The organism is Sphingomonas leidyi (assembly GCF_011761945.1).
Classification (GTDB): domain Bacteria; phylum Pseudomonadota; class Alphaproteobacteria; order Sphingomonadales; family Sphingomonadaceae; genus Sphingomonas; species Sphingomonas leidyi.
Genome location: NZ_JAASQV010000006.1, coordinates 116,876 through 134,815, shown reverse-complemented (window position 1 = coordinate 134,815; position 17,940 = coordinate 116,876). Strand labels below are relative to the sequence as shown.

General features: G+C 62.9%; 19 protein-coding genes. 5 read left to right on the top strand and 14 right to left on the bottom strand.

The window, feature by feature from the left end:
* Nucleotides 1-285 precede the first annotated feature (285 nt).
* On the bottom strand, nucleotides 286-1,698 hold the full coding sequence (locus tag FHR20_RS21050; RefSeq protein WP_243857700.1) for a hypothetical protein: 1,413 nt from the start codon (nucleotides 1,696-1,698) through the stop codon (nucleotides 286-288).
* Nucleotides 1,699-1,843: 145 nt separating this feature from the next.
* Here FHR20_RS21050 and FHR20_RS21045 point away from each other — a divergent pair, with 145 nt between their 5' ends.
* Nucleotides 1,844-2,401: a hypothetical protein gene (locus FHR20_RS21045; protein WP_046408764.1), complete on the top strand. Its 558-nt coding sequence runs from the start codon at nucleotides 1,844-1,846 to the stop codon at nucleotides 2,399-2,401.
* A 7-nt stretch (nucleotides 2,402-2,408) separates the two neighbouring features.
* On the opposite strand, the gene FHR20_RS21040 is transcribed toward FHR20_RS21045, so the two are convergent.
* Nucleotides 2,409-3,245 (bottom strand): GIY-YIG nuclease family protein, encoded by an 837-nt coding sequence (locus tag FHR20_RS21040; protein ID WP_046408763.1) that lies wholly within the window; start codon nucleotides 3,243-3,245, stop codon nucleotides 2,409-2,411.
* Between the two features lie 104 nt (nucleotides 3,246-3,349).
* Here FHR20_RS21040 and FHR20_RS21035 point away from each other — a divergent pair, with 104 nt between their 5' ends.
* Nucleotides 3,350-3,826, top strand: a complete 477-nt coding sequence (locus FHR20_RS21035; protein WP_167301458.1) for a hypothetical protein — start codon at nucleotides 3,350-3,352, stop codon at nucleotides 3,824-3,826.
* Nucleotides 3,827-3,912: 86 nt separating this feature from the next.
* Here the strand turns inward: FHR20_RS21035 and FHR20_RS21030 are convergent, their stop codons facing one another.
* Complete coding sequence (locus FHR20_RS21030) at nucleotides 3,913-4,773, bottom strand: hypothetical protein (protein WP_052742498.1); 861 nt, start codon at nucleotides 4,771-4,773, stop codon at nucleotides 3,913-3,915.
* Nucleotides 4,774-4,892: 119 nt separating this feature from the next.
* Here FHR20_RS21030 and FHR20_RS21025 point away from each other — a divergent pair, with 119 nt between their 5' ends.
* Nucleotides 4,893-6,044 carry an ImmA/IrrE family metallo-endopeptidase gene (locus FHR20_RS21025; RefSeq protein ID WP_046408762.1) on the top strand — a complete coding sequence of 384 codons (1,152 nt, stop codon included), beginning with the start codon at nucleotides 4,893-4,895 and terminating at the stop codon, nucleotides 6,042-6,044.
* A gap of 10 nt (nucleotides 6,045-6,054) precedes the next feature.
* On the top strand, nucleotides 6,055-6,552 hold the full coding sequence (locus FHR20_RS21020; RefSeq protein WP_167301457.1) for a DUF4411 family protein: 498 nt from the start codon (nucleotides 6,055-6,057) through the stop codon (nucleotides 6,550-6,552).
* On the opposite strand, the gene FHR20_RS21015 is transcribed toward FHR20_RS21020, so the two are convergent.
* From FHR20_RS21015 to FHR20_RS20965, 11 genes are all read right to left on the bottom strand, one after another.
* Complete coding sequence (locus FHR20_RS21015) at nucleotides 6,527-7,012, bottom strand: hypothetical protein (RefSeq protein ID WP_167301456.1); 486 nt, start codon at nucleotides 7,010-7,012, stop codon at nucleotides 6,527-6,529. The two genes, FHR20_RS21020 and FHR20_RS21015, sit on opposite strands and share 26 nt — an antisense overlap.
* A 188-nt stretch (nucleotides 7,013-7,200) precedes the next feature.
* Nucleotides 7,201-7,746, bottom strand: coding sequence for a site-specific integrase (locus tag FHR20_RS21010; RefSeq protein WP_279589473.1), 546 nt, complete (start codon nucleotides 7,744-7,746; stop codon nucleotides 7,201-7,203).
* 171 nt (nucleotides 7,747-7,917) lie between these two features.
* A complete protein-coding gene (gene istB, locus FHR20_RS21005; protein ID WP_167301455.1) occupies nucleotides 7,918-8,646 on the bottom strand; it encodes an IS21-like element helper ATPase IstB in 729 nt (242 codons plus the stop codon).
* The gene (gene istA / locus FHR20_RS21000) at nucleotides 8,633-10,147 is read right to left on the bottom strand and encodes an IS21 family transposase (protein WP_167301454.1); all 1,515 of its coding nucleotides are present in this window, start codon (nucleotides 10,145-10,147) and stop codon (nucleotides 8,633-8,635) included. The genes istB and istA overlap by 14 nt, the downstream gene beginning before the upstream one ends.
* Nucleotides 10,148-10,181: 34 nt before the next feature.
* Nucleotides 10,182-10,823 (bottom strand): site-specific integrase, encoded by a 642-nt coding sequence (locus tag FHR20_RS20995; RefSeq protein WP_243857695.1) that lies wholly within the window; start codon nucleotides 10,821-10,823, stop codon nucleotides 10,182-10,184.
* Nucleotides 10,820-12,142 (bottom strand): hypothetical protein, encoded by a 1,323-nt coding sequence (locus tag FHR20_RS20990; RefSeq protein WP_167301453.1) that lies wholly within the window; start codon nucleotides 12,140-12,142, stop codon nucleotides 10,820-10,822. The genes FHR20_RS20995 and FHR20_RS20990 overlap by 4 nt, the downstream gene beginning before the upstream one ends.
* Before the next feature lie 71 nt (nucleotides 12,143-12,213).
* Complete coding sequence (locus tag FHR20_RS20985; RefSeq protein WP_167301452.1) at nucleotides 12,214-13,749, bottom strand: argonaute/piwi family protein; 1,536 nt, start codon at nucleotides 13,747-13,749, stop codon at nucleotides 12,214-12,216.
* On the bottom strand, nucleotides 13,746-15,140 hold the full coding sequence (locus FHR20_RS20980; protein ID WP_167301451.1) for a toll/interleukin-1 receptor domain-containing protein: 1,395 nt from the start codon (nucleotides 15,138-15,140) through the stop codon (nucleotides 13,746-13,748). Before FHR20_RS20980 ends, FHR20_RS20985 begins: the two co-directional genes overlap by 4 nt.
* Before the next feature lie 48 nt (nucleotides 15,141-15,188).
* Nucleotides 15,189-15,587 (bottom strand): type II toxin-antitoxin system VapC family toxin, encoded by a 399-nt coding sequence (locus FHR20_RS20975; RefSeq protein WP_137862507.1) that lies wholly within the window; start codon nucleotides 15,585-15,587, stop codon nucleotides 15,189-15,191.
* Nucleotides 15,580-15,942 carry an AbrB/MazE/SpoVT family DNA-binding domain-containing protein gene (locus FHR20_RS20970; protein WP_208413793.1) on the bottom strand — a complete coding sequence of 121 codons (363 nt, stop codon included), beginning with the start codon at nucleotides 15,940-15,942 and terminating at the stop codon, nucleotides 15,580-15,582. The genes FHR20_RS20975 and FHR20_RS20970 overlap by 8 nt, the downstream gene beginning before the upstream one ends.
* Nucleotides 15,943-16,034: 92 nt before the next feature.
* Nucleotides 16,035-16,451 carry a hypothetical protein gene (locus FHR20_RS20965; RefSeq protein WP_243857693.1) on the bottom strand — a complete coding sequence of 139 codons (417 nt, stop codon included), beginning with the start codon at nucleotides 16,449-16,451 and terminating at the stop codon, nucleotides 16,035-16,037.
* A 414-nt stretch (nucleotides 16,452-16,865) separates the two neighbouring features.
* Here FHR20_RS20965 and FHR20_RS20960 point away from each other — a divergent pair, with 414 nt between their 5' ends.
* Nucleotides 16,866-17,909 carry a cytochrome P450 gene (locus FHR20_RS20960; protein ID WP_241769272.1) on the top strand — a complete coding sequence of 348 codons (1,044 nt, stop codon included), beginning with the start codon at nucleotides 16,866-16,868 and terminating at the stop codon, nucleotides 17,907-17,909.
* Nucleotides 17,910-17,940 lie beyond the last annotated feature (31 nt).

The following is a 17,940-nucleotide window of genomic DNA, read 5'->3' as shown; positions in this document are numbered from 1 at the left end:
ACACTGCCCGGAGCGCTGGCCTCTGGAGAATTTCTGGGACGCGGCAGCCCAGGCCAATGACATCGGTCGCTCGCAGGGTGTGACCGCTGCCTTCAATGGAATCGTCCGCCAATTGCGCCAAGCGGGACGCTACGATGAGGTGTCACCGCTCTGAAATAGTGGCCCCAAGTCGTTCCAGCCGGAAACACTTTGCCGGTTCCCGGAAAAGTCTTTCCAACCACGTGGGGGGCGCTCCCCACCACGCATGCGGTGCACGCATGCGCTCAGAATAAGCCACGGGATGCATCACCGGCCAGCGGCGATCCGGGCGCGGGTTAGAGCGTGGAGGAGATCGAGCATCTGGTGCAGCCGGGCGTCGCCTTCCTCGCTGGACCATGGCTCGACGAGATTGCCATGCATCACCGAGTTGCGAATCTCGTACCAAGTCTGCACGTGCGCCGCCTCCAGCGTGCCCGCCTTGCCGAGTTGGCGCATGAAGGCGACGACGCTGCGCTTGCTCACCATCCCAAGGTTGGAGAGCATTCGGCCGCGCAAGGCGGGGTCGTCCTTCCACGCCTCGATCTGCTTTTTCATTGACGCAAGAAGTTCATCGGAGAATTCTGGCCGTCTGTCGTCCTCGGTCATCAACTCGTTCGCCAGTGCCTCAGCCGCGCCGGCGAGCGTCAGCGTGAGCACCCAGCGCGAACCGAGCTGGGCTTCGGCGAGCTCATCGTAATAACGTGTCAGCGGATTCGCTTCGAAAGATCCGACCTTGACGATGAACGTAAGAATGTCGGCGTAGAGCTTCCAAAAGGCTTCCGCCCGTCCGTGTTCGATCGCGAAGGGCTGCAGCAAGCCGATCGCAGACGGCTCCCGATGGCGCGGCGATGGCCGCAGCCACACATGCGCAGTGCCGTCACCGAGGTTGCGCGCGACCATGCGCGGATAGACCGGCACGCCGAGCAGGATACGCAGCGGCTCTGTCAGCCAATTCTCCAAGAACGGATGAGAGAGAACCCCGCCCGCGTCGGCAGTGATCCACAACGCCTGGCCTGACGGCTCATACGAAAAGGTGATGCTAGTCCCGAGGACCTCAATCACGTGTTGGCCCGGCCCGCGGCTCGCCAAGATACGGCGCTCGCCGATGAATGCCGTGGTTGTCAGCGGCTCGCTCATCGGCAGGTCGATTGGCGGCACGAGCAACAGCTCGACATTGCTCCGCTTCGATACCCAGTAGCCTTTAGCCAGCGCGTGCAGTGCGTCGATTTCGCCGCTCAGCGGCCACCCGTTATTGTGGTCGGCGAAGAAGTCCACCTGGGTATAGCCGCCCACCCATTCGACCCCGCGATAGTCCGTCGCAAACAAGCGGAGGAGGTCACGGGCGTCATACGGCTGCGACTTCTGCCGGTTGAACACCTCCAGTGCCTGCCGCAAATCTACCGAAGGCGCCGCATGCATATAGAACCGCATCTTGGTCGTGCTGACGATTTCGATGCGACCCGAACCCTTGAAGATCGCGCCTTCCTCGTCGCGCCCGAACAACGTCATTTGCGGGCACTCGATCGTTCGCGGCAGACCCGACAACATCTGTCGCCAGCTGTCGAGTGTATGGAGATCACGCTCGCTGGTTTCTTGGAGCGCGGCGGTCTCGGCCGGCTCCTCAACACGTAGCGCGTTGGCTATCCAATTGCGTAAGTTGTTTAAGAGCCGCATCCTCATCACCCTCTAGCCGCGCCCCGCCGTCAAAAATCCGTACCGCTCGCGGCACTTTACCTCGCTCGGTGAAGTGCCACGAGCGGTTAAAGTCTTTGTGGCCCTCCTGTGCGGGATTCACTTTGCCGGCACTCTGTGCTTGTAATGTTCCATGTTTCAGCCCGATCTCTTTTCCCTTGAGGACTGTGCTCGGCCGGTGAAAGCCGGAGAGCCTACGCGCCCGCTTGACCTACCGGCCATTCTGGAGCGGCTGACGATCGTATGCGAGCGACCGCGTTACAGCTTCATGGTGCTCAACTTGATCGCCCAGGCGAGTGCTCAGACGGGATCGGCGGGACCGTACATCCGCGAGGGTGACCGCCGGATTCCCGTCCGGGATTGGCTATGCGACGCACTGGTTCCCGTCGCTCAGCGCGACCCCCGTCGTCTCGCGATCGCAGACAAGGTGCGACAAGACCTTGAGGCTAAGTGTGCCCTTCCGGTCGATCCGGTGGCGGCAAACAGGATCGTCGACGCTCAGGTTCGCAAGCGGGTTCGTCAGTCCGGCCGCACAAATGTCAGCCGCGCCGTTTCCGAGTTGGTTCGCGCCGGCTTCGTCAGGCGGCATTATCAGGGCTACCGGGTGGATCACCAAAATCGGGGCGCCCAGCGGCAAGCGGTTTACACGATCACCGAGGAAGCACGTCGGGCACTTCACGCCGGTCGGTGAAACACCCTCAATTACGGTTAAGGCCCAGCTCCCGGCTTTGTAGCTTCGCTTTCCAAAGCTGCTCTGCAGCGATGATCTCCTCGACGGTGGCGCTTGATCCGCTCACTTCGAGAATGCTGGCCTGATAGTCGCTCGGGTCGCGACTTTTCAGACCCAGATTGCCGCCATGGCCATCTCGGATGTAGGTGAGCCAGCGGCCGAAGAAACCGCTCTCGCCTGTGGCCGAACCAACATATTGCTCGCGCGTGCGCGGGCAGGTCAGAAGGTAAACGCCCCGCGCCGCGGTAAGCGCGGCGATCCAGCCCTTTGGCAGTGCTTCCAGCGACGAGAGGTTGCCGATGAACCGCACATAACCTGGGAACGCTTCCTCCTGAAACGTGCGGCTCAATTCGAGTATAGCCTTCGCCTGGCTACCGGCACGCTGGATCCAACTCCGGGTTCCTGCGCCCCAGTCGATGGTCAAACGGCCGCTCATGTCCTCCAACGCGAATACGGAGGTTTGCGCATAGAGATCGAGCGGCCGGGTGCCGCCTTCGGTTGCGAGCTTGTGACGCAGCGGGTCGACAATGTCGTCGGGCGCACTCCCGATGAGCGAGATTTCGTAAAGTCCCACGAACAGGGTGGCTGCCGCGGGCGTCACGACGAAGCTCGCCCAATATCTTGCGGAAAGACGAGCGCGGTTCTGGCTCGTCTGAAGGCTTTGATACACGAGGAAGCCCGCCCGATCGTCGCGCCAGAGCGAATAAGGCGTCCGGCCCGCAGAATGCGTTTGATGCCGCAGGAGACGAACGGAATCAGGGCTTATGCCCGCTTCGTCGAGGACCGCGTTGAAAGTCAGCGCCATATGTTCATAGTCTGCTTCTTGCCGGAATCTGCGGATGCTTGTGGAGCAGGGTGGTGGCGGCTTCAATGAGCCGATGCCGACGGCTCCGACCGACGGACAAAAAGATGAGCCTTGCGACCTACCGCCTGTCCGATGACCTCGCGCGACGACGAATGCTCTATCCCTCGACGATCATCTCAGCGCCAAGCGTTCTCTTGGTCGATGTGCCCGTACCGCTGCGCGGCGACGGTCTCGGGCTCGGACGCTATTACGCGATGATTTTGGAGACCAGCCACGAACAAGCGGAAGCGGAACGCCTTCTGAACCTTCCCCGTCCGGGGCCCGTGGCTCCAGACTTTTTCGATCACCGTCCATCGGCCCTGGTCTCGGACAATGTGCTGATTTCTCGCTATGAGCCACCCACCACCGGCTGGCCCTTGCTCATCGTCTGTCGCTGGCCGGACAGCTACGTCTCGCTAGTTCAGGATATACCAGGCTGCAGCATGGCGCGTGGGCGTTACACGACGGAGATGTTCACCACCGCAGACGACGCCGAGGCTCACAGCGTTTTGCTGCTCGAGCAGCTTGCTGGACATGGCTAGCTTGCGGTCCGGATGATCAGCGCCGAGACGCTCGCTCCCGCCGGCACCGCCTAAAAAGCTAGCGCGACCCGTGCGAGCCAACCGGATCAAACGATGAAGTCGGCGAAGGCGGGTGCGACATGGTCGTTCCAAACCTCATCACCCCGAAGTTTCTCGCCCGCGCCGTTTATCTGCTCCAGCCCGACATCGCTGATCCGCACGCCAGCGGGGACGTAGCGGAGTACCAGTTCGCCATAGCGGATCTCACTGCTTGGGAAATTGCGACTGAAATCCTTCAGGTTTGGGACCAGGCGGTGATGGAGTTGGCTGTCTTCTCGTCCTTCATCACGAGCGATCCGGGCGCGAAGCTGAGCGGAAACGACGTCGTCGACGGTCGGCTTCACCATCGTCGTATGCTCTACCGCAACAATGGCTGGGGTGTAGCTGTTCATTGGGTCGCCGACAGGATTTTGCAGCCGGATCGTTCCGTCGACGATCACGAAAGGCGGCGCAACGACCCATGCGTGGCCCAGTTCGGCACCAGGGAAATCGGAGAGGTCACACATCGACTGTCCGCGCCAAAGATCTTCGCTGGCTACTTCGGCAATCATCGAGCCTTTCAGCCCGAAACTCCAGACACCGAGCCGATCGAGGATACGCTGCATCATCGACGAGACATGAACACAGCTACGCTGCATATCCTCACGTTCGAACAGATCCGCCAGGAATTCGGCGAGCCGGGGGACGATCGCACGGACGCGCTCATCATATTCGGCGGTGCGCGGGCGGGATTGCACCCACAAGGCGTATTGATCGAGGAAGGTGCCGTCGCGACCTTCCTCCGCCGCAAAGGCCGGCTGATCGAAAAAGCCAAACTGGGTGGTGTCGATGCCGAGCCCCCGCAGCCGAGCATCAATTTCCGCGTGAACTCCTGCACGCGCGGCTGCTCGCTGCTTCGCCTGCCCCATTCGACATCACTCCCTATGTTTCAACGGTTTAGCTTCCGCGCCGCGCTTCGGCGATGACAGAGGCCTGCACCATAGGCATATAGCAAGGGAACATCATCAGCGGAGTAGCCCCACCAAGCATGCCGAAGGTCAATCCTCAGATCCTGTCATGGGCGCGCGAGAGCGCGGGCCTGACGCTTGAGGATGCCGCCAAAGGGATCGGTCTTGGCGGTGAAAGCGCCGCTGCACGCCTGGCGGAGATGGAGGCGGGCGATCGCGAGCCCAGCCGCCCCCAATTGCTCAAAATGGCGGATCGCTATCGTCGTCCATTGCTCACGTTCTACCTACCCGAACCACCGGCAGCGCCCCCCCGAACCCATGACTTTCGGACGCTTCCGGATCGGGAGGCCGGAGCGGAGGCGACCGTCGGTGCGCTGGTCCGTGACGTTCGCACCCGCCAGTCCCTTGTTCGTGGTGCATTAGAAGACGCCGAAGAGGCTGAAATCCGGACGTTCGTCGGGTCCATTGACCCACGGGCGGGTGCGGATGCCCTTGCTCAGGCGATGGGTGAACTGCTGAACCTTGATCGAGGGGGTTACCGCCAGGCCCGGACGATCGAGCAAGCCTTCCGGATCTTGCGCGATGCGGTTGAGGCTGCGGGCGTCTATGTGCTGCTCATCGGCAATCTCGGCCACTGGACGAGCAATCTCAGCCCAGGTGTTTTCCGGGGAATGGCTCTCGCGGACGAGGTCGCGCCGTTCATCGTCGTCAATGAAACGGACTCCAAGGCAGCTTGGCCGTTCACGCTTCTTCATGAGCTCGGCCACATCCTTTTGGGGCAGAGCGGTATCAGCGGATATGACAGCGAACAGGTGATCGAGCGGCTGTGCGATGACGCGGCGGCGAAATTCCTTCTTGGCCGCGAGGAGCTGCAGGAGCTCGCCGGTGTCGCCGACCTAGACGGATTGATCGACCAAATCGGCGTCTTTGCAAACGCTCGCAAAGTCAGCCGCAAGATGGTCGCCTACAACCTCTTACGGGAGCGCCTCATCGATGCGGCCATGTACCGGCAGCTCGCCGCCCGGTTCGATGAGGACCGTCTCGAGTTTCCGCGAAAGCCAGCGAAAGGCGCGCCTGACTATTATGTCGTAAGGCGCCACCGGGTTGGACAGGGTCTCCTCGCGCTTGTCGATCGGATGGTCGCGGGTGGCGCCTTGACGACGACCAAGGCGGGCAAGGTGCTCGGCGTAAAACCCACGGCGATCGGTCGCATGACCGAACAGATGGCATAGCGGGGGTCGCTTGCTCTACCTGCTCGATGCCGACACGCTCATAACAGGAGATCGCAGAGCCTATCCGCTCCGGCGTTTTCCCGTGTTTTGGGAGTGGTTGCGACACCAAGGCACCCTCGGCAACGTCAAAATTCCATTGGAGCAATTCGAGGAGGTCACCTCCGGTCGGGGCGACATCGTGGACTGGCTCTGCACCGAAGATTGCCGCGCGGCGCTGATCCTGGCCGAGGATCTCGACCCCGCGCTGGTCGCCGATACAACCCTGCAAGGCTATGGTCCCCTCGACGAGAACGGCGTCGAGCTAGTCGGGCGCGATCCCTTTCTGGTGGCCTACGGACGCGTCGAGCCGGGCGAACGCACGGTCGTAAGCTTCGAGGTATCGAAACCCGGCAAGCAGGGTGCCAACCGGAAGGTGCCTGATGTCTGTCGTGACTTCGGGGTCCCGTGCTGCTCTCTTTTCGACATGATCGAGGCTCTCGACTTCACGACCGCCTGGCAACAGCCGTAAGGCGCGATTGCGCTCGGCGTCGCATCGCGCGACCAGCCAAGAAGAGGTGCAGCCTGTCCCGGCCGTCGTCGGTAATCCGGTCCCAGATGTGCTTGGTGGTCCAACCTGAAAACATCACGTAGAGCGCAATGTAGAACGTCAGCAGCACAGGGACCTGCCCCGGAAGTTTCGGCGCCTCACGCCCCACCACGGCACCCATGAATGCGACGAAGAGATAAAGTCCGATACTCATCAGGAAGATAACGAGGCTGCGTGTGCCGGAGCTGTAGCCCTTGATCGCGGCCTTCAGGATAATGCTTGCCGCGGTCCCCAGCACCATGATGCTCACATATCCGGCCATAAATACCAGGACGGTCGCATATGGCAGGACGGCACTTGGTAGATGGCTCGATGCCGTCGGCGAGCGCAACCACAGATACAGCAGAGCCATGGGCGTCAGGAGCTGAACGATAATGGCCAATCCGGCTGCGCCCCACCCAAGCAGGAAGGTGCGGCGCGCGTATCGCCTGGCTCGCGCGATGCGCCGGCGGACTGGCCGACGCACCAGGACCATTTTTTCGCTACCCCAACCGCGCACAGCTACACCTGCAGCCCGCGCCCGGAAGCTAATCGCACGCGCGGCAGCGGAGATTGCGGCTCCGCGTGACTTCAAAGGAAGCCCTCACCTGCATGCTCTCGGAACCGCTCATGATCGCGGACATACTCCGCGACCATCTCGAGCGAAGCGTGCCGGCTATGCTCTTTCATCTTGAAGAGGTTTGCGTTCTGGCGTCCTGCTTCGGTCAGGAACCCGGCTCGGAGGCTATGACCTGAGAAGAGCTCCGGCGGATAGCCGGCAGCCACAGCCGCCGCCTTGACGACCAGTGCTACGCCCTGCGCGCTCATTGCCTTCCCGGTCAGTCGACCCTGCGGTGTCAGCTTGCGAAAGATTGGCCCGCTATCGATTCCAGCTTTAGCGAGCCATGCCCGATAATGCTGCACCGGCTCGAGACGCTGGCCGTCTGGGATCGCGACCGTGTGCCCTTGACCTTCCTGATCGGTTTTCGAGGAGGGAATGCGGATCAGCAGGCCTCGACCATCTTCGGATACCCGCCCGACCGTCACCGCGACCAATTCGGAGCGACGCATTGCACCGGCCATTCCGATGGCGAGCAGCGCCCTGTCACGATAGGCGCGGAGATCCTCGCCTGTCAAACGGCGTGCAAAAGGGACCCCCGATCGGCGTCGAACAGGGACCCCCTTGGTGGCTGGCGCGGAACGTCGAGCGGTGCGCTATTCCGCCCTGCTTGCGGCGTAGGGCGGGCGTAGCCCGACCGGAGGCGCAAGCAGGGCGAAGCGTCTTTCCGGGAGCTATGTGTAGGCGGGTCAGCTGCGGTTTTTGAACCGCCAGCTGTCGTTGCCGGTCTCGACGATATCGCAGTGATGGGTGATGCGATCGAGGAGCGCGGTGGTCATCTTGGGATCGCCGAACACCGTCGGCCACTCCCCGAACGCGAGGTTGGTGGTGATGATCACCGAGGTGCGTTCGTAGAGCTTGCTGACGAGGTGGAACAGCAGTTGTCCGCCCGAACGGGCGAACGGCAGATAGCCAAGCTCGTCGAGCACGACGAGTTCGAGCCGGGAGAGTTGCGCGGCAAGCGCGCCGGCCTTGCCGATGCGGGTCTCTTCCTCGAGCCGGGTGACCAGGTCGACGGTGTTGAAGTAGCGGCCACGGGCACCAGCGCGCACGACGCTGGCGGTAATGGCGGTGGCCAGATGGGTCTTGCCCGTGCCGGTGCCGCCGACCAGCACGATGTTGCGCCGACCCGGCAGGAACGATCCTGCCTGCAGCGATCGGACCAGGCCTTCGTTGATCGGCGTCCCCTCGAACACGAACGCATCGATGTCCTTCACCACCGGCAGCTTGGCGGCACTCATCCGGTAGCGGATCGAGGCGGCATGACGGTGAGCGGCTTCGGCACGCAGCAGATCGGTCAGGATCTCAGTGATGGTGCGCTGGCGCTGCACGCCGGCGGTGACCGCCTCGTCGAACGCACCGGCCATACCCTTGAGGCCAAGCCCGCGCATCGCCTCGATCATATCATGCCGCTGCATGGAGGCCTCGCAAGCGATCGTAGCGGGCGCAGTCGGCGATCGGCGGATGCGTCAGGGCAAGATCCTCCGGCGTGACGATCGTCAGCGGCCGAGGTGGTTCACGGTGCCGCGCGAGGATGTTGAGGATCACCTCGTCGCTGGCAGCACCCGCATCGAGCGCTTCAAGGATCGCGGCTTCCACGGCATCCAGGCCGTCGGTCAGCACCGCCGCCAGCACGCGCACGAACCGTCGATCGGCTTCATCGCCGGTGCCCAGCTTGCGGCGCAGCCGGCTGAGCGCAGGTGGCAGATCCCACCCTTGGAACGGGATCCCATTGCGCAAGGCACCGGGCTTCTTGGCCAGCACAGGCAGGTAATGCCATGGGTCGAGGATCATCCGATCCCGGCCGAAAAACCGACGATGCTCGCCCACCACCTCGTCGCCCAGGCGCACGATAATCCGGTCGGCATAGGCGCGGACCTGCACTGCGCGGCGAACCGCTTTGGCCATCACGGAGTAGCGGTTGCGGTCGAAGCTGATCAGGCAGGTGCCCGTCACCGCGTGCTCGCTCTCGTGGAAGCCGTCGAACGGCGCCAACATCGGCTGCAGCGCGGAGCGTTCCGCCGCCAGAGCTTCTTCGACGGTCATCTCACGCTGCTCGGGATGGAACTGATGCGCTGCCCAGCGGCGACACTCGGCCTCCAGCCAACCGTTCAGCTCCTCGAAGCTGGCGAACCGCAGGCGTGGTTGGAAGAGCCGCCCGCGGATCGTCTGCACCTGGTTCTCGACCTGGCCCTTCTCCCAACCCGCCGCCGGCGAGCACGCGGTCGGCTCGACCATGTAGTGATCGGCCATGACCAGGAAGCGGCGGTTGAACTCGCGCTCCTTGCCGGTGAACACCGTCGTCACCGCCGTCTTCATGTTGTCGTAGATCCCGCGCAGCGGCACCCCGCCGAAGAATGCGAAGGCGCACGCATGCGCGTCGAACAGCATCTCCTGGGTCTCGCGCGGATAGGCCCTGACGTACACCGCCCGCGATGCGCACAGCCGCACGTGGGCGACTTTGATCCGCATCGGCTTGCCCGCAAGTTCTACATCCTCGTGGCTCCAGTCGAACTGGTAGGCCTCGCCCGGCCTGTACATCAGCGGGATGAACGCGGGCACGTCGCCGCCAGGATCCTTGCGCCGCGCATCCGCCCAGCGCGTGGCATAGCGCCGGACCGCGTCATAAGAGCCCTCGAACCCCTCGCGCTTCAGCAGATCGTGAATCCGCGTCATGCGTAGCCGATCGCGCCGTAACCGCGCCTCGTTCTCGAGCAACAGCGCGTCGAGACGCTCCTGATAGGGACCAATCCGCGGCAGCGGCTGCACCACCCGATGATAGTCAAAGGCGCCTTCCGGCGCGCGGATCGCTTTGCGAACCACCTTGCGCGACAGCCGCAAATCCCGCGCAATCGCCTTTATCGGCTTGCCGGCCGCGTACTCGCGCCGGACCCGCACCACAGTCTCCACCACCAACATCCCGATCTCGCCATCTGGAAATCCAGACCGCTGCCTAAACCATCGAAATGAGGGGTCCCTTTTGGACGCCGATCACCCCGCTAACGGGGCCCTTTTTGCACGCCGATCCACAATCCTCGCCTGTGATACTGCGGAGCATGTCACGAAGGACGTCCCCATCAGCCGCGCGCTTCTTTCCGGGGAGCTCTCCCTTTTTGTCTTTACGAATGCCGCGCACGGCTTTCTCGAGACGGGCGGCGTCAGGCTGAGTAGTGGGGGGCTCCATGTCCGCTGCGCGATGGGCGAAGACGATTGCGGCCAAGCGACGGCCGACAGTGGCACGGCCCAACGGCACGGGATCTCTGCGCTCGAGGACAGTGCCGCGCTTCGTTCGCCGCGGCTCGGCCGGCACGAACCCGCGTTCGGCAAGCAGGGTCAAAAAGGCTGCAACGGTTGCGGGTGCCGCCGGAAGCGGCCGATATCCATTCTCCCCGCACCAGGCACAGAAAAGCCGCCAGTCGGATTTGTATGCGCGCAACGTCGCCTCGGCCGAGGCCCGCGCGACATAAGCGTCAACCCGCTCGCGATCGTCAGGCGAAAGGTCAGGAAGAAACGGCTCCAGGGAAGTTACCTGATTGAGCACCGCGACGGTGCCCGCCATGATCGCTTTGAGGCTTTCGCCGTCGTTTTGGCTCATTCCGATAGGCCTCCCATATCTGGGCGATCGGCACGGACACCGTCGATCCAATCGAGATTGTCGCCATTTCGGCTCCAATGACCTAGCACCCGATCTGCATCGGTGAGATCGGGGAAGTTACGCCGCTGCACATGCATGATCGAGACCGTGTTCCACCGCTGAAGATGCTTCTCGCGCATGGCAAATCTGCCATGCTCTTTAGCGTCTGCGTCATTGGCAAGGGTCTGCTGGTCGCCTGCGAAGTAGCCCCCAGCGCCAGCGGTGCCGTAGCCAAACACGAAGTCGTAGCAGTGATCGGCCTTGGAGAGCGTCGAATCCACCAAGCCGGATGCGACGTCGAAACACTCGTCCTGGCTATGTGTGCACGTCAGGCAGATCCCTTCGGCGATGACATCGCCCTTGCATTCGGTCTGACCGCACGGCGCGCGCTCGGTAACAGTCGTCTCTTCGCACACTAGGCAGTAGAGCTCGGTCGCCCCAGGCGATTTGGTCGTCAACTGAGCAAGGCGGGGCCAGTCGTCCTGCCAATCGCGGTTCGACGCGAAATAGCAGTGCGGGCACACATAGCCCCGCCGATCGTCATCATAGCCGAAGAAGCGCTTGGCCTCAGCGGGCTTCAGATGACGGATGGCGGTGGCGATCTGTCGCAGGACGTGGTTTCGGGCATTGTCGACGAAGCCGAGCGAGGCGAATTTGCTCTCGTCCTCCAATTCGATCAACCGTTGCGCCCACGGGACCTCCGAAAAGAGCGCTTCGATCGCTGTCAGCAGCGTCTTCACCACCTGCTCGGGCGTGAACGTGCCCGGCGCCGATGAATGCATGATCTTGTTGCGATCGCGCCTGACTTGTTCCCAGAACGTCTTGAACGGCTCGTCCAAGGGAGAGGCAACCACACTGTTATGGACGGGTATGAGGTCCGTGGCGTCGAGCGTGCGAAATTCACCGAACGAGACCGGCCCAGTGGCGGTGCCCTTCGGCCAATCCTTCGGCCCACCAATCAGGAGATAGGGCGATACCGCCGCGATCCGACCCTTGAGCGCCAGCTCCATGCCTTGCTGGATGAGGCTGTACGCGTTGGCGAGCGCGGGCTGCGAGCGCTGCCAAAATTCCTCAACCGCTTCCTCGGGCGTTTCGTCGGCCAGCTTGTAGTACGTTGCACCATCGTAATCATGCACCGAGTCCATCGCGATCTGCCACGCCAGGTGAACCTGCTTGAGGCCGGCGGCATGAAATTCGCCGGCGGTTGGGATGTGTAGGTTTTCCTGAAATGGTGGACGGCATCTGCCCGGCGGCACGCTCCCGAAATAGCGGATTTGCACCTAAATTGGTGGACGTCAGAGTTTTTGCCTCACGCTCGACCTGCCATCGGCATCAGTCGGCGCTCATGGGATCAGATGTAGTGCCGGAACGGCAGCGGCGGTGCGGTAACGGTATGAGGCGACGCCATCAGGATCTCACCCACCCGGTCGGCGAACTTGAGCGTCACAGGCAGGGCGCTCGCAAAATCGCAGGCGTTATAGTTGACCTTGGTGAGCGCAAGGATGTCGCCGAGCACCTCTACAATGTCTCCTTCGCCATGCGTCACGTCGACGGTGAGCGGCTTGGGTGTCTCGAACCCTTGATACCCTGCCAGCCGCGGCACGAAGCCCCGCGCCCAAAGGTAACCTGACCAGTCACCCACGGTAAGGGCTGTGCCGCGCAGGACCGGTGTCGACGCAGAGGGGCGGAACAGCCGAACATCATCGAGCTGCTTGATCCTGACTCCTACCAGCTGTGTTTCAGTGGGCACTGCGCTGCAAAAGCCGTCCCACTCATCGTGGGAAAAGCGGTGACGGCCATGGATGAATAGCTGGTTCGGTGGCTTGCCGTGCTTGAGCTTATAGCCCTCGACCACCGAGGTCATCAAATTCGCCGCCGCGCTCCTCGACAGGTGATATTCCTTGCGCTCGTCGGAGTACCAAGGGCCAAGGGCGCCGCGAAATACGAGACCGTCGCCTGAGTTGAGGAACATCTGCGCGGCGCAACAGGCCTCGCCCGTTGCCGCAGGCGTGTCGTCGTTCTTGAACACCAGTCCGACGTAGCAAACACCAGGGCGGACATGGGCCAGCGCCCACGGCTTGGCGTCCATCTTGAAGTAGAGCGTGGTGCAGAAGTTCCAGGCAACCGTGGCCTCGTCCTGGAGGCCGCGCCGGCGGTCGTTGGTGATGTTGAGGTTGCGGTCGACCAGCGTGCTTTCGAGGATCAGCTGGAGGACGACGCCGTCCTGCAGCAACTCGGCTTTCAACTGGTGGTGAAAATTGCTCGAGAACAGGTAGGTTTCGGCATCCCGCACCGTGTCTGGGAACAGGTCGCCCCCCATCTGGAAGAAGCGTTTGGCGTCCTTGAAGCTCGTGATGTCGGAGGGGGTGCGCTCGTCTTTGGGCGGTGGTGCGACCTGGGGGCGTCCATAGCGATAGACGACGTCCGGAACGACAACGAGCCAGACGTCGGGACGGCGCTCCTCGGCGCGGATGTGCGCGCGGATCGCGTTGGCGAACAGCAGTACCGTGGAACGAACCGCGTCGGCGCGATTGTTCTTCTTGATGCAGTGATCGATGTCGCCGCTCTTGACCGCTAGCTCGACCATGCCGCGGGTCGGCAGCGCGATGCCGAAGCAGGCCTCGAAGCCTGGCCATGCGGGTGCCCATAGGACGGGCTTGCCCTTCGCATCAACTTTGCCGGGTATATGCAGGCTGATCCGCTCTAACCAGCGGCGGGATAGGCCGACGCCGCTCTCCGTCCCGATGACGCCCAAACGCACCTGGGAGCGGCCATCTGGACCTTCGAGCGGCCCAAAGAGGAAGAGCCCATCTTTTGGCGCTTCCATCTGCTGCCCGTGACCGAACTCGAGCAAAGGCTCGGCGATGCGGTGCGTGAGGATGCTCATGCGTCGGCCTCCTCCGGTATCTCATCCCGGTCGAAGGCCGTTTCGAAGTCCTCTGACAGGGTTATCTGGCCTGCCTCGTCTTCCTCGGCTCGGCGGTCTTCTTCCGCGGCGAAGCTGACCGGAAAGTCGAAGCTCATCGGTAAGCTAGCGACGGTGAGGCGCTCACCGGACGCGGCAATGTCTAGTGCCGCTTCACCTTCGGCAAGCCAGCCCATCGCGGCGAGCAGCATGTCGCGCCATTTGTCGTTGAACCAAGACCGCGTGAGGCGCAATCGGATGCGCTGCAGCTGTTCACCCGGAAGCGGGGTTCGGCCATCGGTCGTCACCGCGACATTGGCATGGACCCGGAAGAGAGCATCCGGCCAGAGCTTGGGTTGAGCAACAAGGCACAGATGCCAGCGCCGATCCTTGAACTTGCCGCTCAGGACCCGGTCGACCCGATGTCCATCGCTCAGCGTCAGCTTTACCCTTCCGTCAATGAGACCGTCGGGGAAGAAGCGGCCGCGGGCGCCCGAGGCGAAATCGACAGGAAGTAGCCCGAGACGATGCATGGCCAGGTCCCAATGCTGGCGCATCAGGTTGACGGCGATCCGCCGCGCGTTGGAACGCTCACCGAAGTGGCGGCTATATGTACCGTCGATCACGCTGTTGAAAGGCAGGCTAGCGCGTGCCTTCAACGGCGGCGCGCCATTGTCGAGACGCTCGATCGCATCGGGTCCGCAGAAGGCGATAGCGCCTCCCTCGTGAAGGACGTGGGGAGCCTTGGTGAACTGGCTCCACGCTTCCAGCTGCGCAGTCGTTCCCTTAGCCTCCAGGATCCAGACGTCAGGCCTCGCCCGGAGTTCGAACCAGTTGCTGTAAAGCGTCTCAGGATTTGGAGTGACCAGCTTTCGACCGTCCTCTTGGGCAGCGACGATCATCGCAAGCTGCTCGGCGTCCAGATGCTCAACCTTCGGCACCCGTGAGGTGTCGAGCGTCTCGAACAGGGGCTGAAGGCAGGCTGCCCAGTTAGGGAACGCATTGTGTGCGTTCTGGCGGATGATCTCTGTGGGGAATTCGCCGAAGTCCACGTCGGCGATCCGGATTGGGACCATGAACTCCGGGTCGCTGAGCTTGCGACGCATGACGTCGCCGAGGGCGAGTTCCTTCTTTACGCCTTGCTTGCCGATGTGCTCGGACACGACGACGATCTGCTTGATCGCCTCGTGCCGCAGCACGTGCTCGATCTTGTCCCAGAAATCGTCGCCACCCCGAAGCGCGCGAACGTCGACCCAGACCTTGTATCCGGCCGTGGTGAGGCGCCCGGCAAGCCACCGGGCGAAGCGATTGTCCTCAGGATTGGCGTGCGTGATCAAAATTGTGTCGCGCACCGGTGTCGGAGCGGTAGTCATGGGAGTTCCCGCCTGCAGAGTGCCGTACCTAAAAGCAAGAATGTGCGACTACTCTGCCAGAGGGCGCACGTTGGTGATGGTGATGCCTACCTCGGCGCTCGCAAGTGGCCCGTCCGTTGTGAGCATCTCGGCTTGCAGGTCGATCGCCAAGGCAAGGCATGCCCGGTCGCCGAGAGACAGACCGAGCGCCTTCGTCGCTGGCCGGAGGTCGCCTACTATGAGCGCCTGGGCAGGAGTGAGCGGCCGGACATCGAGGTGCAGCCCGCCAAGCGCCTCACGCACCTCGTCGAGCGGCAATCCTCGGTCCCTTAGCTTGGAAACGACCTCTGCGAGGTTGGCCGTTCCGATGATGCTGCGGGTCAGGACGTCGACTACCCGATCCGCCCCGGCTTCATCGTTTAAAAGGCAGAGCAGGGCGGAGGCGTCGAGTACGACTTTGCTACTCACGCTCCGCCTCACGCCGACGCTCCGCGATCAGCTCGTCAGCCAAGCCGACGCCTTCGGGCACATACTTGCGCAGGATCGCGCGAGCACGCTCAAGTGCCTTAGGTACGGAACGTACCCGCAACTCGCCATCGTCCACATCGACGAGAACGGTGTCACCCGTAGTGATCCCGAGCTCACGGCGCATTGCCGCCGGGATCACGAGCTTACCGCCGTCCACGATCTTGACCCTCTGTGCTTCCATCTGCACCAAACCCGCTGATCCGACCTGTCCAACGGCCTTATACCGGAGAGCAAAATCGGACGCCAGCGTGGAGACAGGGACCAATGCACGCCCGATCACCGAAATAGCGTTCATCGATGATGGAGCAGCTACTTAGACCCGGTCCGCTTAGCTAGGCTACGTAGGACCGGGAATTGCCGTTCTGAGCCGCCTGCTGCATGACTGGCTCACAAGGGTATACGCTGCCCGGCTTCCCAGCGGGGCAAGTCGAGCGTCCGCGCCGCCATGCGCTCGGGCCATTGCCAGCTCGCCGGTGCGATCTCGCGCGCGACCAGGCCCGGCACGATCGCCCATGCGAGGATGCCGGCCGCCACCCCACCCAGGGCAAACCATAGCTGCCGATTCTTCTGGTCGGCGCGTGTCCATGCGGACCCGGCGATGGCGCGAAGATCGGCCATGATGCGGGCCTTGTCCTCGCCCGCCTTGGCGAGCGCCGCCTGATCCTCGCGCCGGGCGGCGCTGCCCGCCGCGGCGATGCGCTGCGCCATCTGCTCCGGCGTCATCGCCAGCGCCGGGGCCGCTTTCAGGAATTGGCCGATGCGCGCGACGTTCTCGCCTGCCGTGTTCACGTTCTGCTGGAGCACGCCAAGCGTCTCGGTATGGTCGGGTATGTCGATCGCCGCGCTCGGCCGCCAAGCCCTCCACGGCGCAGCGCCAGCTCGCCGCGCATGGCCTCGAACGCCTCGGCCGCGCCTGCTCCGCCCTGATCGTCCTCGTGCGTCACCTGTCGTGAGCCTGCAACCCGTGATATTCCTCCGAGTTAATCAAAGGAGACCCAACAATCACCGGACCGGTCATGCCTAAGACACCACACACGAAAGGCCCGGACGAAACCCTTTCTCCTCGCCGATCCCTATCGGTTCATCTCCAGGCAGTGCCAGCGCCTAGGCGCAAACGCTTTTGAATCCCGTTTCCTGCTGAAAAAGACCAACTGCCTTAAGGGGGCCAAGGCCGCCGAAATCTTCTACGATACGACCCGCTTCGAGCGCGAAGGTGCCATGCCGGTCGCTATTCAGAAGACACTGCTGGGCCAAGGCGGCGTTCAGGGTCTGGACGGCGAGACCCATCGGCACCGCAAGCAGATGTTCATGGGCCTGATGACACCAGAGCGCGTGCGGGCGCTGGCGCAATTGTTCGAGGCCGAGTGGCGCAGGGCGGTGCCGGGCTGGACGCGCAAAGGAGAGATCGTCTTCTATGACGAGTTGCATGAGCCGCTGACGCGAGCGGTATGCGCTTGGGCGGGAGTTCCTCTTCCGGACGATGAAGCCGGCAACCGCGCGGGCGAGCTGCGGGCGCTGTTCGACGCCGCCGGCTCGGCGAGCCCAAGGCATCTTTGGTCACGGCTGGCCCGTCGTCGCGTCGACGCATGGGCGAAGCGGATCATTGAAGGCATTCGGGCCGGGAGCATCGGCTCGGGCTCGGGGACCGCGGCTTACGCGATAGCCTGGCATCGCGACCGGCACGACGATCTTCTTTCGCCGCACGTCGCAGCGGTCGAACTGGTAAATGTCCTTCGCCCGACCGTCGCGATCGCAGTGTACATCACCTTCGTCGCCCACGCGCTGCAAACCTGTTCAGGGATCAGGGCGGCCTTGGTTCAGCAGCCGGACTATGCCGAGCTCTTCGTCCAAGAGGTCCGCCGATTCTATCCCTTCTTTCCCGCTGTGGTGGCGCGCGCGAGCCAAGATTTCGAGTGGGAGGGGATGGCCTTTCCGGAAGGGCGTCAAGTGGTGCTAGACCTTTATGGGAGCAATCACGACGCAGCGACCTGGGCCGACCCCCAGGAGTTTCGCCCTGAGCGTTTCAGGGCTTGGGACGAAGACTCCTTCAACTTCATTCCGCAGGGCGGCGGCGATCACTATCTCGGCCATCGCTGTCCCGGCGAATGGATCGTCCTCGCGATCATGAAGGTGGCGGCACACCTCCTCGTCAACGCGATGCGCTATGACGTACCGGACCAAGACCTGAGCATCGATTTCGCCAGGCTGCCAGCGCTTCCGAAAAGCGGCTTCGTGATGCGCAACGTCCACATAGGTGGCTAGGGCCGCGTGCCGTGGTGATGGTGATCGGCTC